This window comes from Rhizobium sp. BR 250 (assembly GCF_047445855.1).
GTDB lineage: Bacteria > Pseudomonadota > Alphaproteobacteria > Rhizobiales > Rhizobiaceae > Agrobacterium > Agrobacterium tumefaciens_I.
Window position 1 is genome coordinate 222,667 of the sequence record NZ_JARWKW010000007.1, and the last position, 15,224, is coordinate 237,890.

Annotated in this window: 16 protein-coding genes; 6 read left to right on the forward strand and 10 right to left on the reverse strand. The window is 60.7% G+C overall.

What is annotated here, in order from left to right:
* Positions 1–66: 66 nt before the first annotated feature.
* Positions 67–354: a hypothetical protein gene (locus QD336_RS13790; protein WP_004433441.1), complete on the reverse strand. Its 288-nt coding sequence runs from the start codon at positions 352–354 to the stop codon at positions 67–69.
* A gap of 270 nt (positions 355–624) precedes the next feature.
* Here QD336_RS13790 and QD336_RS13795 point away from each other — a divergent pair, with 270 nt between their 5' ends.
* The 3 genes from QD336_RS13795 to QD336_RS13805 all read left to right on the forward strand — a co-directional run bounded on the left by QD336_RS13795 (position 625) and on the right by QD336_RS13805 (position 3,611).
* Positions 625–1,803: a hypothetical protein gene (locus QD336_RS13795; RefSeq protein WP_269345413.1), complete on the forward strand. Its 1,179-nt coding sequence runs from the start codon at positions 625–627 to the stop codon at positions 1,801–1,803.
* A 111-nt stretch (positions 1,804–1,914) separates the two neighbouring features.
* Positions 1,915–2,556, forward strand: a complete 642-nt coding sequence (locus tag QD336_RS13800) for a DUF1007 family protein (protein ID WP_269345412.1) — start codon at positions 1,915–1,917, stop codon at positions 2,554–2,556.
* A complete protein-coding gene (locus tag QD336_RS13805) occupies positions 2,550–3,611 on the forward strand; it encodes a nickel/cobalt transporter (protein WP_269345410.1) in 1,062 nt (353 codons plus the stop codon). The genes QD336_RS13800 and QD336_RS13805 overlap by 7 nt, the downstream gene beginning before the upstream one ends.
* Here the strand turns inward: QD336_RS13805 and QD336_RS13810 are convergent.
* From QD336_RS13810 to QD336_RS13825, 4 genes are all read right to left on the reverse strand, one after another.
* Positions 3,602–3,838: a hypothetical protein gene (locus QD336_RS13810; protein WP_269345408.1), complete on the reverse strand. Its 237-nt coding sequence runs from the start codon at positions 3,836–3,838 to the stop codon at positions 3,602–3,604. The genes QD336_RS13805 and QD336_RS13810 overlap by 10 nt on opposite strands.
* Positions 3,825–4,517: a GNAT family N-acetyltransferase gene (locus QD336_RS13815; protein WP_269345406.1), complete on the reverse strand. Its 693-nt coding sequence runs from the start codon at positions 4,515–4,517 to the stop codon at positions 3,825–3,827. Before QD336_RS13815 ends, QD336_RS13810 begins: the two co-directional genes overlap by 14 nt.
* Positions 4,518–4,795: 278 nt before the next feature.
* Positions 4,796–5,491: a tellurite resistance TerB family protein gene (locus tag QD336_RS13820; protein WP_269345404.1), complete on the reverse strand. Its 696-nt coding sequence runs from the start codon at positions 5,489–5,491 to the stop codon at positions 4,796–4,798.
* A 108-nt stretch (positions 5,492–5,599) separates the two neighbouring features.
* Complete coding sequence (locus QD336_RS13825; RefSeq protein ID WP_003499143.1) at positions 5,600–6,238, reverse strand: 2-dehydro-3-deoxy-phosphogluconate aldolase; 639 nt, start codon at positions 6,236–6,238, stop codon at positions 5,600–5,602.
* Positions 6,239–6,408: 170 nt separating this feature from the next.
* On the opposite strand from QD336_RS13825, the gene QD336_RS13830 reads away from it, so the two are divergent.
* From QD336_RS13830 to trhO, 3 genes are all read left to right on the forward strand, one after another.
* Positions 6,409–6,897, forward strand: a complete 489-nt coding sequence (locus QD336_RS13830; protein ID WP_269345400.1) for a CYTH domain-containing protein — start codon at positions 6,409–6,411, stop codon at positions 6,895–6,897.
* Positions 6,881–7,789, forward strand: coding sequence for a CHAD domain-containing protein (locus QD336_RS13835; protein ID WP_269345399.1), 909 nt, complete (start codon positions 6,881–6,883; stop codon positions 7,787–7,789). Before QD336_RS13830 ends, QD336_RS13835 begins: the two co-directional genes overlap by 17 nt.
* Positions 7,790–8,027: 238 nt before the next feature.
* Entirely contained in the window at positions 8,028–8,972 is a 945-nt protein-coding gene (trhO, locus tag QD336_RS13840; RefSeq protein WP_269345398.1) for an oxygen-dependent tRNA uridine(34) hydroxylase TrhO, read from the forward strand.
* Between the two features lie 152 nt (positions 8,973–9,124).
* On the opposite strand, the gene QD336_RS13845 is transcribed toward trhO, so the two are convergent.
* The 5 genes from QD336_RS13845 to QD336_RS13865 form a co-directional block, all read right to left on the reverse strand.
* Positions 9,125–11,368: a bifunctional diguanylate cyclase/phosphodiesterase gene (locus QD336_RS13845; protein ID WP_269345397.1), complete on the reverse strand. Its 2,244-nt coding sequence runs from the start codon at positions 11,366–11,368 to the stop codon at positions 9,125–9,127.
* Between the two features lie 196 nt (positions 11,369–11,564).
* Complete coding sequence (locus QD336_RS13850; RefSeq protein WP_269345395.1) at positions 11,565–12,344, reverse strand: MetQ/NlpA family ABC transporter substrate-binding protein; 780 nt, start codon at positions 12,342–12,344, stop codon at positions 11,565–11,567.
* Between the two features lie 33 nt (positions 12,345–12,377).
* Positions 12,378–13,046 carry a methionine ABC transporter permease gene (locus tag QD336_RS13855; RefSeq protein WP_269345393.1) on the reverse strand — a complete coding sequence of 223 codons (669 nt, stop codon included), beginning with the start codon at positions 13,044–13,046 and terminating at the stop codon, positions 12,378–12,380.
* Positions 13,036–14,151, reverse strand: coding sequence for a methionine ABC transporter ATP-binding protein (locus QD336_RS13860; protein ID WP_269345391.1), 1,116 nt, complete (start codon positions 14,149–14,151; stop codon positions 13,036–13,038). Before QD336_RS13860 ends, QD336_RS13855 begins: the two co-directional genes overlap by 11 nt.
* 293 nt (positions 14,152–14,444) lie before the next feature.
* Positions 14,445–15,074 carry an NAD(P)H-dependent oxidoreductase gene (locus QD336_RS13865; RefSeq protein WP_269345389.1) on the reverse strand — a complete coding sequence of 210 codons (630 nt, stop codon included), beginning with the start codon at positions 15,072–15,074 and terminating at the stop codon, positions 14,445–14,447.
* Positions 15,075–15,224 lie beyond the last annotated feature (150 nt).

Consider the following 15,224-nt stretch of genomic DNA (forward strand, 5'->3'; position numbering starts at 1 on the left):
TCGAATTGCCCCATGGGAGCAGGATGGCGAAATGCCCAGCGGTTTCGCCATCCCGTTCTTCGTCCCTTAGTGCCGGCGCTTCTTGCCGCCGTCATTCTTGTTGTCGATGACATCAACGGAGGTCTTGTTGCCGTTCAGCACACCGTTCAGGATACCGGTTTTGTTGCCATTCAGAATCCCGTTATTGGACAGGATACCGCTGACACCGAGATCGATGCTCGGCGAGACGACGACAAGTGCGCCGCCCTTGTTGCTGTTTCCGGACAGGATGCCACCCAGAAGACCGCCCGCATTGGCCTGACCAACGGAAGCGACAGTAAGAATAGCGGCGACACAAGCAAATTTAGCAATCATTTCTCTCTCCTCTATGTTTGATCACGCCATCTGGCGTAACTGAACTGTATATTTAGAGGATTCTAATTCAAGCAAAGGCTAATATTACAATAAACGATTAACACTAATACTTGTAATTTTAATTAAATTTTAAAGTCCATCCATCCGCATCTTCCCTCCCTTTCCGCACATTTCCAGTCACCACCCGTGCCGCGACAGTAAAGTGGCGCAGCGAAACTTTATTAACCATCCAAATATAAGATATTGCTTAATTAGAGACCGGAGATGCGAATGCGGCTGGGGGGATACATCGCGCTTGTTCTTTGGCTTGCCTGCGCCTGCGGCGCGCGGGCGGGTGAAAAGGCCGATGAGCACAACATCACCTATAAATCCGGTATCGTCTATGACACCAATTATTTCGCCGACACCAACCGGTTGAGCGCAATTTCGCTGCGCGCCGGCTTTGGGCTCAACGGCAAGATCGCATTGGAGGGGGCGGAGCTGCGTTATTCGCTGGAACAGGAGGAAGTCCGCCTGCCCCGCTACCGTTTCGCCAACGAACATAATACCATCGCCTCGCTGGGGCTGACGAAACGCTTCTCCGAAAAGCTGGAATGGGCCGTGGAACTGCGCGGCACCCGCAGCGATGCCGGCGATATATTCCTGCATCTGCCCGAGGAAGACATCGGCTACCGGCAGCTGGATCACAAGCTGGAGGCCTCTTCCCGGCTCGGCCTGCTTGCGCTTGGCGGCAAGACCACGCTGACGGCGAGCCTTGCCAGCCTGATGAAGGGCAAGGCGCGTTTCCGCCCGGCCTATTTCGAGCCCACGCGGCTGGAGGCCAACGAGGCGCTTCTGTCCCTCAAGGCCGAATATGAGCGGCCGCTGACCGGCGGCGAAGCCGGATTGACGATTGCCTATGACCGCATTCTCGTGCCGCAAGGGCAGCGGGAGAAATATGAGCGGTTCCAGGCCAATACGCTGCGCGGTTCTTTGGCCTATGGCTACAGGTTCTCCGACCGTTTCGCGGTTCTGGCCGAAGCGGGCCTGACGACCATCGCCGGTGACGAGATCAGCGACAAGGTGAAACGCTCGCGGCCCTATCTCAGGGCGGAAGCGGAGATGAAGGCCACCGACCGCATCGCCTTCGGCGTCGGCTTTTCGCAGGATTACGCGCTTTTCGATCCGGATGATCCCATTGCCGAATTTCACCGCCGCTGGCAATTCGTCGTAAAAAGCAGGCTTTCCGAGAAAGTGGGGCTCGATCTTGCCCTGCACCGTGTCCACAAGGACTGGATCTATTATAACTATGACAGCAGCGAGCGCCGATTGGTCGCCACGCTGTCTTTCGACACCGGTAAGAACAGCAAGCTGGAAGTGGAATTCAACCGTCTTCTGCATGGCGAGCGGGACACCGACTTCTCCTATAGCGGCTCCAGCATCACCTCCCGTTTCAGCGGCACCTTCTGAGATAGACCGCCCCGCCCGCGCGACGCATCAAACGGCACGGCAGGTCGAAATTCGGTCCCATTTTCTGTTACAGTCGGGCCGTCGAGATTCGAAGGCAGGACAGACCGGATAATGAACAGACGATTTTTGCTCCTCGCGGCCGGCCTTGCCTGCATTCCCGTCGCGGCCTCCGCGCATCCGCATATCTTTGCCGAAGCGCGCATGGAAATTGTCGAGGGACCGAACGGCACCGTTCAGGAAGTGCGCAACATCTGGCGTTTCGACGAGATGTTCTCGGCAAGCGTGGTGATGGATTACGACAAGAACAGCGATCTGAAGCTGGACAAGGACGAGCTCGCCGATATCGGCAATACGGTTCTGGAATCGCTTGCCGAATATTCCTATTACACCTTCATCACCGCCAATGGAAAACCGGTGGAGTTCGGAAAACCCGACGCCATTCACGTCGATTACAAGGATCAGCAGATCCTGATGTTCTTTTCCGTGAAGCCGAACAAACCTCTCGCCATCAAGGGCAAGCTGAGTTTCGGCGCCTGGGATCCGACCATGTATACGGCGATCGACTTCGCCAAGGACGGTGATATCGCCACCGAAGGCAAGGACCTCAATGCCTGCAAACACCATATCGTCCGGCCCGATCCCGACGAGGTGATTTCGCAGAACCAGGGCACGCTCACCGATGCCTTCTTCAACGACCCGACCGGCACCGACATGACCAAGCTCTTCGCCACCCGGCTGGAGGTGACATGCTGAGCCGCAGGGCGGGCCTGACGGCAAGCCTCTTCGCCGTCGCCATCGGCCTGCTTGCGGCAGCCGGCGCCGCCCATGCGCAGTCACCGCTCGGCATCGGCTCGGCCGAGCCGTCCTTTTCCGTCGGCGGGCCGTTTGGACCGCTGATGCAATGGATCAATGTGCACCAGCAGATGTTTTATCGCGCATTGACCGGCGCGTTGAAGGCCATGCGTGAGGATGGCTGGGCGCTGGGTTCGCTGATCGGCCTTTCTTTTGCCTATGGCGTTTTCCATGCCGCCGGCCCCGGCCACGGCAAGGCGGTCATCTCGTCATATATGATCGCCAATGAAACGCAGCTGAAACGCGGCATTCTCATTTCCTTCGTCTCGGCGCTCATTCAGGGCGCCGTCGCCATCGGCCTCGTCGGTGCCGCATGGCTCGTGCTGCGCGGCACCTCCATCACCATGACGAAAGCGACGCAGGCGATGGAAATCGCCAGTTTCGCCATGGTCGCCCTGTTCGGCGCCTGGCTTCTGGTGCGAAAACTCTGGTCGCTGCGCATCCGGCGCGAACCCGTCGCCGTCTTCGCCACGGCGGGCGAAACCCCGGCCGGCAGAACCACCGGCATGGGCACGGGGCTCAGATTTCAGGGAAAACCGGTTTTTGCCGATCACGACCATGACGGCACCGGTGATCTCTGCGCGGCCTGCGGCAAATCCCATGCGCCCGATCCCATGCTGTTGAAGGGCCGGAATTTCAGCCTGCAGGAAGCCTGGTCGGCCATCATCGCCGTAGGGCTCCGCCCCTGTTCGGGCGCAATCATCGTCATGAGCTTCGCGCTTTTGAACGGGCTTTTTCTCGGCGGCGTGCTCTCCGTGCTTGCCATGTCGCTCGGCACCGCCATCACGGTGTCGCTGCTCGCCACCATGGCCGTGTCGGCCAAGGGCCTCGCCGTGCGTTTCGCTGGCCCCGGCAGCCGCAAGGCAGCCAGCATCAGCCACGCGATCGAAATCGCCGGCGCGCTGTTCGTGCTGTTGATGGGCCTGATGCTGCTCGGCGCGTCGCTTCAGTCCTGACCGTCGCGGCGGCGCTGATAACGCGCGCGCAGCCAGAACAGCAGGAAGAAACACAGCACCGCCACCGTGCCGAAGGCCGCCGCCAGCCAGGGCGAATATTCACCCAGCCACAGCATGATTTTCGGCATGATGAAGAATATCAGCCCGAAGCCGATGATGATGGCGGCGGCGGCAATGGCCGGCGACCGATCCTTCTTCGCTGGCGTTTGCTTCTCATTTCCCGGCATGAGCAAGCTCCGCGCGAATATCCTCGAGCTTGCGCTTCTGCGTGCCATCGGCCGCAAAATTCTCCGGCGAAAGCCAGGCCTCGAAGGCCTTGCCGATCAGCGGCCATTCGCCGTCGATCATCGAAAACCACGCCGTATCGCGGTTCTCACCCTTCGAGATCATATGCTGGCGGAAAACGCCCTCGAAGCTGAAGCCGTAACGTTTCGCGGTGATCTTGGAAGGTTCGTTTTCGTTGTGGCACTTCCACTCGTAGCGGCGATACCCCAGATCCTCGAACACATGTTTCGCCATCAGGTAATGGGCTTCCGTCGCAAGGGGCGAGCGCTTCATCTTCGCGCCATGGGCGACGGAACCGACCTCGACCACGCCATTGGCGGGATCGGGCCGCATGTAGCTCGCCATGCCGACGACGTCGCCGGTGGTGTTTTCGATAAAGATGAGCGTGACCCAGTTGAGCTTCTCACCCGCGCCGATGAGCCAGTCGCCAAAGGCATCGGCACCAGGAAAGGCGCTTTGCGGGAAATATTTGAGAAGCGCATTCACGCCCTCGCCGCCCAGTGCGGCCCAGAGCTTTGCGAGATGTTTTGCGCGATCAAACGGCTCGGCCGTCACATAACGACCCTTCAGCACCACCGGCTGCGGCGCCGGGCATCCCTTGAAATCACTCAGATCACGCATTCTCTTCCCCATTTGCTGGGAGAAGGATTAGGGCAAGCGGGGCGGGATGACAACAGTGGATGTGGGGGGCGATGCGGTGAGCTTGTCGGGTGGCGCTCACCCCCCTCTGCCCTGCCGGGCATCTCCCCCACAAGGGGGGAGATCAGCAGGAGGCGCTACCACCACTTCATTCGCAAAGGTTGAGATGGGCGAGACCTAACCGCTTGTCGATCTCCCCCCTTGTGGGGGAGATGCCCGGCAGGGCAGAGGGGGTGAAGCCACGCCCTCCGCCTCCAACCTCAAACCTTCGCCGCCACCACTGTCGTCTCGATATGATCGACCAGCGCATCCGGCAGCCCAAGACGCCCGGCGAGAAGGTCGAGATAACCGCGTTCCGCGCGTGAATCGGCCTCGATGGCAAGCCGCGAGGCGGTGTAGATTTCCACCTTCTGCTCTTCCGTCCGGGCGGCAGCCACCAGCGCGTCGATGTCGAGCGGATCGGCCAGTTCCTTTTCAAGGAAACGTTCGGCCTCCGTGTCGAGACCGGAGACCTGCACCTTTTCCATGATGTTGGCGCGCTCCTTCTCATCGATATGACCATCTGCCTTGGCGGCGGCGATCATGGCCTGGATGAGCTTCAGCGCGAAATCGTTGGAAAGGGCCGGCGACTGCGGGTGAAAGGCGGAATCGGCGGGCGGGGCAAGAAGCTCCGGCTCGGGTTTCGGCGCGGCTTCCGGCGTCTGTCCGGATTTGTAGTTCTTGTAGGCGAGATAACCGAGGCCGGCGATGGCCGCGACGCCGCCAATGGTGGCGACATTGCCGGCAAGCTTGCGGCCCGTCTTGGTGCCCAGAATGGCGGCGGCAAGGGCACCGGCCTTGAGGGGATTGTTTCTGGCGATATCGGCGGCCTGCCCGGCTCTGTCACGGACGCTTCCCGAAAGGCCCGGCACCTGAGAGCCGAGGAATTGTTCAAGAAGCTTCTTGGCGTCGAACATCAAAATCTCCTGTAAGGGTCAAATCTACAGGGGAGATAGGAAGCCGTGGGCCGAATACAAATGTCAAACCCGCTCACGCCTTCGTGAACGGGTTTGACAGGACGCAAATCAGCCGCGCAGCGCAGCTGCTTCCGCGGCAAGCTTGGTGATGCCCGCCCAGTCGCCGGTCGCCACCAGTTCACGCGGGGCAACCCAGGAGCCGCCGACGCAGACGACGTTCGGCAGCGACAGGTAATCATTGGCGTTCTTCAGCGACACGCTGCCGGTCGGGCAGAACACGGTGCCGGCGAGCGGCGAAGACAGCGCCTTGAGGTAGGGCGCGCCGCCAGCCTGTTCKGCCGGGAAGAACTTCAGAACCTTGTAGCCCTCGTCGCGCAGCGCCATGACTTCGCTGGCCGTGGCAGCGCCCGGAAGCAGCGGCACCTTTGAACCGCGCGCGGCTTCCAGCACGCTTTTATTGATGCCGGGGCTGACGATGAAGGTGGAGCCCGCCTCGGCCGCCGCTTCGAAATCCTTCGCGTTGAGGATGGTGCCGGCACCGACATTGGCGCCTTCCACTTCCGCGGCAACCGCGCGGATGGCATCGAGTGCGGCCGGTGTGCGCATGGTGATCTCGATTGCCTTCAGGCCGCCTGCGACCAAAGCGCGCGCGAGCGGCACGGCAGATGCGGCATCATCCACGATCAGGACCGGCACGACCGGCTGAAGCTTGAGGATGGAGAGCAGTTTTTCGGAGTCCTGGGCCAAGATGAGCCTCCTTGCGCTATTGAAACGATTGAAATTCCGTCTACGAATTAGCCTGCCTCGCCTTTCATGTCGAGGCGCACCAGCCGCATTTTTATCCAGAGACTTCAATCAATTCACTTCATAAAAATGTCACACTACGCTAGTCTGGCGCACCAGTTTGCGGAGTCAGCATGGCCAAGGAAATCGAACGGAAGTTTCTTGTTGCGGGCGGTGAATGGCGCGATGAAGTGACCCATAGCATGGCTTTCCGGCAGGCATATGTCGCTTCCATGGAACATCGTTCGGTCCGGGTGAGAATCGTCGATGGGCGTGATGCGACACTGACCATCAAGATCGGCGCGAGCGCGCTTGTCCGCGACGAATATGAATATTCCATCCCCCTGAAGGACGCGGAAGAGCTGATGGCGAGCGCCGCGGGCGTGGTGATCGAAAAGACGCGCCACACCGTCGATCATGGCGGTTTCACCTGGGAGATCGATGTTTTCGAGGGCAAATATCGTGGCCTGATCGTGGCCGAAGTGGAAATGGACGACGAAAACGCCAATCCGGACCTTCCCTTCTGGCTCGGAAAAGAAGTGACCGGCGACCGCCGCTTTTCCAATCAGTCGCTAGCCATGAACTGTCCGAACGGAGAGCTGTCGGATGTCCTTCAAAATTGACCCGAAAAAACCCTTCGGCGAAGAAGTCCGCCGTGTCGGACTGGAACTGATCGACGATACGATCACCATCCTTCGCGACCAGCCGGCCGGTTCGCATGAAGCGGTGCACGATGCCCGCAAACGTTTCAAGCGGCTGCGCGCGCTTTACCGCCTCATCCGCAGGGCGACGCCGGATTTCAGCCGTGATGAAAATGCCCGCTTCCGCGATATTGCCCGTTCTCTCGCCTTCGCGCGCGATGCCACGGCGCTGGTGGAAACGGCGGAATATCTCGAGGCCTTTGCGCTCTCCGAGACACAGGCGCAGGCGCTGCGCTCGATCACCGCAATGCTGCGCGAGCGCCGCGATTACGCCCTGGAACATGAGGCCGGTCTCGATGAGGCGATCGCCGCTGCCATTGCCGGCTGCGAAGAGGGGCGCAAGGCGCTCAAGGACCTGTCCCTGCCGGACGAGCTGAAGGACGCCGTCCGGCTGCTGCGGACAAGCTGGGCCAAACAGAGGAAAAGTGCACTCAAGGCGCTCGCCGATTGCCGTGAGCAGGCCGACGTCGAACATTTCCATGAATTGCGCAAGGCCGGGCAGGCCTATTGGATGCATCTGGGCCTGATGCGCCGGCTGTGGCCCTCCGCCATGCGCGCCAAACGGGCCGACACCAAGCGGCTGGTCGACATTCTCGGCCATGAACACGATCTCTCCATCCTCACAGCCATCGCCGATCGCGAGCCGGAACGCTTCGGCAATGGCGAGCGGCTGGCTCTGCTTCTCGATGCCATCATCGCCCGGCAGCAGGCGCTGCGCGCCGAAGGCCTTGAACTGGCGGACGAGGTCTTTTCCGAATCCGCCCGCACGGAAAGCCGTATCATCGGCCAGTTGTGGCGGCGGGCGGCGAAGTAGCCCGAACTTCTCACACGGTGCTCACCCACCTTCGTCATTCCGGCTCAAGGCCGGAATGACGAAGATGATATGCACTCCGCACAACGGTGAACTTTAGACTGCGGCGGCCTTTTTGCCCGCACACCACGGCGAAAGCGACCGGGGAACCCGCAAAACCTCCCGATTTGACGATTTTCAAAATAGCGCGACCCGCTGATAAATATTGCTTTGCGGCCGCCGTCGCTGTATTTCAGCGGCCATGACCGACACGACCATTCTCCCCCGCCCGGAAGTCTCTGGTGATTTCCTTGTGGCCGCGCTTTACCATTTCGCCCGCCTGCCGCGGTTCGAGAGCCTGCGTGAGCCGCTGTTCGAGCTCTGCCAGAAAAATGGCGTCAAGGGCACGCTGCTGCTCGCCGCCGAAGGCATCAACGGCACGATTGCCGGGCCGGATGTGGGCATTCATGCCGTCCTCGCCTTCTTGCGCGCCCAGCCGGAATTCGCCGCACTGGAGCACAAGGAAAGCCGCGCCTCGCACATGCCTTTCGTGCGGCTGAAGGTGAAGCTGAAGAAAGAAATCGTCACCATGGGCGTGCCGGATATCGATCCGAACCGCATCGTCGGCACCTATGTCGACCCGCAGGACTGGAACGCGCTGATCTCCGATCCGGACACCATCGTCATCGACACGCGCAACGATTACGAGACCGCCATCGGCGTCTTCAAGGGCGCGGTCGATCCGAAGACGAAAACCTTCCGCGAGTTTCCCGACTGGGTGAAGAACAATCCCGGCCTGCACAACAAGCCGAAGATCGCCATGTATTGCACCGGCGGCATCCGCTGCGAAAAGGCCACGGCCTTCATGAAGGAACAGGGTTTCGACGAGGTTTTCCACCTCAAGGGCGGCATCCTGAAGTATCTTGAAGAGGTGCCGGAAGAAGAGAGCCTGTGGGAAGGCGCCTGTTTCGTCTTCGACGAGCGCGTCTCGGTGGTGCACGGCCTTGCCGAAGGTGACCACCAGCTCTGCCACGCCTGCCGCAACCCGATCACGCCGGAAGTGCGCCTGTCTCCCAAATTCGAGGAAGGCGTTTCCTGCCCGAGCTGCTACGACGACCGCAGCGAGGAGGACCGCCAGCGGTTCCGCGACCGGCAGCAGCAGATCGAACTGGCGAAAAAGCGCGGCGAGCGGCATCTGGGACGGTGAGCCGGGGCGGCGGCCCATTTTCTTCCCCATCATGCCGAACTAGATCCGGCATCCAGCCACGGCGGGTCTGCGCTGTGAGAGGGGTCTTCAGCGATCGAGGACTTGATCGCGCTGGCCCCCGATCTAGTCCGGCGTGACGGCGTTCAAATCACTCACGCCCCCGCCCGCAGCGCAAACAGCGGCGCATCCTGCCCATCCAGCATGGCCGTGATCTCTTCCGCCGCAACGGGCTTCGAGAACAGGTAACCCTGCAATTCATCGCAGCCGCACAGATGCAGAATGGCCGCCTGCTCTTCGGTCTCGACGCCTTCGGCCGTCACCGGAATATCGAGCGATTTCGCCAGCGCCACCGTGGCCTGCAACATTTCCAGCGAGCGTCCGCCCTGCTCCAGCGCCATGATCAGCGATCGGTCGATCTTCATCCGGTCGAAACCGAAGCGGCGCAGATATCCGACGCTCGCAAAACCCGCGCCGAAATCGTCGAGCGCGATATGCAGGCCGAGCTGTTTCAGCTTGTCGATCGCCGCACTTGCCCGTTCCGGATGCTGGATGAAATAACCTTCCGTCATTTCCAGCCGCAGCCTTTCAAACGGTGTCTGCGTGGCCTCGAGAATATCCGCCACCTGGCCGGAAAACGCCGGATTGCGGAACTGTACCGGCGAAATATTTACGGAGAGCTTGATGGAGGGCCATTGCCGCGCCGTCTCGCAGGCCTTGCGCAGCACCAGAAGGCCGAGCCGGTCGATAAGACCGCTGGTTTCGGCAGCGGCGATGAAGATATCCGGCGGCACGAAACCGTAACCCGGCCTCTGCCAGCGAGCCAGCGCCTCCACGCCGGTGATGCAGCGCGTGGCGGCGCTGACGACCGGCTGATAGACCACCGAAATCTCGTCGTTCAAGATGGCGGAGCGCAGATCCGCTTCCAGCTGCAGCTTTTCCTCGCGCAGCGCATCCATCTTCAATTCGTAGGCGACATAACGGCCGCGACCGTTCTCCTTGGCCTGATACATGGCCATGTCGGCACGCCGCAGCAATTCCTCGCCATCTATATCACCGGCGCGGGAAACCGAGGTGCCGATGCTGCAGCCGATGCTCGCCACCCTTTCACCGATGCTGAAGGGTTCGGTGAAGAGTTCGAGAAGCGCCAGGCAAAGCTTGCGGCCTTCCAGCCAGACGTCATCCCCCTGGATGGCAATGGCGAATTCATCGCCGCCGAGCCGCGCCAGCACCGCACCTTCCGGCACCAGCACCCTCAGCGCCGCCGCCACGCCCTTGATAAGCCGGTCGCCGGCGGCATGGCCGTAGGAATCGTTGATCTCCTTGAAACCGTCGAGATCGAGATAAAGCAGCTTGATATCCGTCTTGTCGTGGCGGGCCCTGCCCACCATGCGGTTCAGGCGGGCAAAGAGCCCGGCGCGGTTGTCGAGCCCGCTCAACCGGTCGCGCAGCGCCTCTTCCCGCGCCGCCGCCTCATCCGCCTTCAACCGGTCGAGCGTGGCCGAGCCGATGATGAGCAGCACCAGGAAAAACGTTCCCGCGATGCCGAGCGCGGTGAAGACGACCGGCCGCGCCTCATGAAAACTGACATCTCCCGGCAGATGCGAGCGCCAGACGAGCCGGGCGAGTACCTGCCCCAGCGGATTGACGATATCCACATGGTTTGCGGCAGGCCCGTCGCCATATTGCAGTTCCAAACCCTCTATGACGTAGTTGCGGGCAAGCTTGTCCACCGTCGCCTGCTTGAGATGACGGGCAAACACCAGATAGCGCCGCTCTGCGCCGACCGACGGCAGCGCCCCGGACTTCATCCGCACCAGCGCGACACCGGCTGCGGCAATGCCATCGTCGGTTTTGATGAAACCCGTGACCTGCGAGGTGATGCCGGGACGCATGGCCTGCACGCGCGCGACCATTTCCTTGAGGCCGCCGGCAAAGTAGACGTCAGGCCTCCACGTCACGGGCTTGCCGTTCTGATAGGCCATGCGAACCTTGTCATTCTCGTCGATGATCACCGCGGTATCGAAAAGATCGTTATTGACCGTCATCTCGCCGTAATTGCTTGCCACCCAGTCGAAACGGTCGGGGGCATAGACATATTCGGCGGCATCGTCCCAGGCGGCATAGTCGTTCAGCGTCGCACCCAGCTGCTCGCGAAAGGTGACGAGCGCGCCCGCCGTTGTCTCGCGCGAGCGGGCATTGTCGAGCGAATTCGCCTTTTCGCGGACCTGGCTGAGGGCGGAAAGGACCAGCGCGGTGACGATGAGAAGCACCAGCGCGAAGGTGGACAACACGACGCCGACGGCGGTTCTGCGCCCGACCGGCAAATAGTCCCCAATGTTGCGCGGCGCAATCCGCATGAAATCCCCTTCGAAAGCATCATCTTGCGAAGGAAACATTCAGAAGCCGTTAAGCCGCATCACAACCCAGACCCGAAAAACAACGGGTATAAAACGACAGTTGGCGCGGGACCGTGAAAAATTCTTCCATAAAACGACAGGGGTTTTTCATGCAGGACCGATTTACGCCCATCCAGAAAACAAAAAACCTCCCCCGCGAACGGGAGAGGTCGTCATTTTTACAGTACGGCGCTTCTTACCAGGATGGAATGACCGTGCCGTTGTACTTCTCCAGAATGAAGGCCTTCACTTCCGGGCTCTGGTAGGATTCCACCAGCGTCTTCACCCACGGCTTGTCCTTGTCCTGCGCGCGAACGGCGATGACATTCGCATAAGGAGACTTTTCGCTTTCGATGGCAATGGAATCCTTCTTCGGGTTCAGGCCGGCAGCCGTCGCATAGTTGGTGTTGATCACCGAGGCGTCGGTATCGTCCAGCGAACGCGGCAGCTGGGCGGCGTCAAGCTCGACGATCTGGATGTTCTTCGGGTTTTCGGTGATGTCGGCAGGCGTTACCTTCAGGCCGGCTTCTTCCTTGACCTTGAGAACACCCTTGGAAGCGAGAACCAGCAGCGCACGGCCGCCATTGGTCGGGTCGTTCGGAATACCGACGGTTGCGCCGTCCTTCAGCTCGTCAAGGCTCTTCACCTTCTTGGAATAAACGCCCATCGGAGTGGTGATGGTGGTGCCGACGCTGACGAGATCGAACTTGCGGTCGGCGATCTGGTTGTCGAGGTAGGGCTGGTGCTGGAAGGAATTGGCCTGCAGCTCGCCATCATTCAGCGCCTGGTTCGGCACGACATAGTCGGAGAATTCGATGATGTCGATATCGAGGCCCTTGGCGGCCGCGATCTTCTTCACCTGCTCCATGATCTGCGCGTGCTCGGCGGGGGTGACGCCGATCTTGATGGTTTCCGCCAGCGCCTGACCGGCGGTGAAGAGAGCGGCGAGCGAAGCCGCGAGAATAAGTTTCTTCATGGGTGTCTCCTTGGGTTGTTATTATAAACGCAGTTAATTCTTGCGGGTCCGCTTGTCGAAGCTGCGCGCCAGCCGGTCTCCGGCGCTCTGCACCAGTTGCACCAGCACGATCAGCACCAGAACCACCGCCAGCATCACATCCGGCATGAAGCGCTGGTAACCGTAGCGAATGCCGAGATCGCCCAGCCCGCCGCCGCCGACCGCACCGACCATGGCCGAATAACCGATGAGGCTGACCAGCGTGAGCGTGAGCGCCAGCGTGATGCCGGGCTTGGCTTCGGCAAGCAGCACCTTGGTGACGATCTGCAACGGTGTCGCGCCCATGGCGCGGGCGGCCTCGATGAGACCCTTGTCCACCTCGCGGATCGCCGCTTCCACCAGCCTTGCGATGAAGGGAACGGTCGCGACCGTCAGCGGCACGATGGCCGCATTGGTGCCGATCGACGTGCCGGCGACGATACGGGTGAAGGGAATTATCGCCACCACCAGGATGATGAAGGGCGTGGAGCGCGCCGCATTCACGATGAGGCCGAGAATACGGTTGGTCATCGGTGCGGGAAACAGTTCACCCTTGCCACTGGTGGCGAGGAAAACGCCCATGGGCACGCCGATCAGCGAACCGACAATGCCGGCGACCGCGACCATGTGCAGGGTCTGCAACAGGCCCTTCGAGAGAAGGTTGAAGATCATATCAGGCGACATAACCGAGCACCTCCGTGTGAAGACCGGTTTCCGCATAAAAGCGGCTGGCGCGGGCGGTGACATCCGCCGAGGCCGGATAGGAGACGACGAGCGAACCAAAGGGCTCGCCGGAAATCTCCTCGATGGTGCCGGCAAGAATGTTCACATCCGGGCCGATTTCAGCAACGAGACGCGCCGTCAGCGGCTGGAAGGCCGTTTCGCCGAAGAACACCAGACGCACCAGAACGCGGTCGCCTTCCGCCGCCTGCGGCTTCAGCCCCGAGGTGACCCAGTGCGGCAGCTTCACGCCGACTGAGGACGACAGCAGGCTGCGGGTCGTCTCGTGTTTCGGCGCAGTGAAGATGTCGAAGGTCGTGCCTTCCTCGACGATCAGGCCCCTGTCGATGACGGCCACTTGCGAGGCGATGGTCTTCACCACCTCCATTTCGTGGGTGATGAGCAGCACGGTGAGGCCGAGTTCGGCATTGATGCGCTTGAGGAGCTCGAGAATGGATTGCGTTGTTTCCGGATCGAGCGCCGAGGTAGCCTCGTCGGAAAGGAGCAGCTTCGGCTGGGTGGCGAGCGCGCGGGCAATGCCGACACGCTGCTTCTGGCCACCCGAGAGTTCCGCCGGATAACGCTTCGCCTTATCGGAAAGGCCGACGAGATCGAGCAGCGGCGCGACGCGCGTTTCGATCTCCTTCTTGCCCAGGCCGGCGATTTCAAGCGGCAGCGCCACATTGTCGAAAGCCGTGCGTGAGGACAAAAGGTTGAAGTGCTGGAAGATCATGCCGACGGAACGGCGCAGCGTGCGCAGGCTCTTTTCGTCGAGCGCCGCGACATCGACGCCATCAACGACCACACGGCCGGTCGAGGGCTTTTCAAGGCCGTTGGCGAGCCGGATGAGCGTGGACTTGCCCGCACCGGAGCGACCGATGATGCCGGTGATGGAGCCTTTCGGTACGGTGTAGTCGATACCGGCAAGGGCTGCGAAGCCGGGCTTGCCGTCGGCGCCGCCAAAGGTCTTGGTCACGCCTTCAAACGTGACCATCGGCTCCTTTGCCGCCCCTTCCGGGACCGCCTGTTCTTTACGCGCGGGCGAGGCCGCACTGGATGGAAAACTCATTGTGAACTCTGGGAATGCGTGACGGATCGGGTCTCAAAAAATCCTGTTGCGGTGCTGAACCGCTCTCTTCATGCAGCCTTCGGGCACATTCGATGACAGCTGATTTTCCGGGTCATTTCGTCAGGCTTTCACTCAGAAATGCCGGGGATCGGCAATTCGATGGCGCATACTTGCCCGCACACGCCACCTTTTAACAGGGATGTTTTTTCAATTATCTGAAAAGAGAGAAAAAATCTACCGCAAAGCCGTGATAACGGCTCTGCGGCAGTGAAGCTTTTGCGAATAGCTTGAAATCAGACGCGGCTGACGAATTCTTCGGCCGGGCGGCGCACCTTCTTCAGGTTCACCAGCCAGTCGCCTTCCGGTTCACGATAACCGAGCGGCAGGATGGTGACGGAGCGCAGGCCCTTTTCACGCAGGCCGAGGATTTCATCGAGCTTGGCGGGATCAAAACCTTCCATCGGGGTGGAATCCACGCCCTCGAAGGCGGCCTGTGCCACGGCCATGCCGAAACCGATATAGGCCTGGCGGGCGGCGTGTTCGAAATTCACCTGCTGGTCGCGCTGCGGATAGGTGGTAAGCAGCATCTGGCGATAGGCTTCCCAGCCTTCATTCTTGATGCCGCGTTCTTCATTGACCAGATCGAACATGTGGTTGATCCGCTCTTCGGTGTAATTGTCCCATGCCGCAAAGACCAAGAGATGCGAACCATCGGTCACCTGCGCCTGGTTCCAGGCGATCTCGCGGATCTTGGCGCGCACTTCAGGATCGGTGACGACGATCACTTCGAAGGGCTGCAGGCCGCTGGAGGTGGGGGCAAGCCGCGCCGCCTCGACAATGCGCTCGACCTTGTCTTCAGACACGGTCTTGGCAGGATCCATTTTCTTGGTGGCATAACGCCAGTTGAGTTTTTCAATAAGCATCTTCGTTTTCCCTGGGAGGACCAGCCCGCCTTGCCCCTTGACCGGCAGAAACGGACGCTACGCCTTCGTAGCCCGTCTCACATAGGAGACGGGACGGCGGGCGCAAGCAGGCACCGCGAGGTAACCGATAAAAAAGTTGGGAAAACTGAT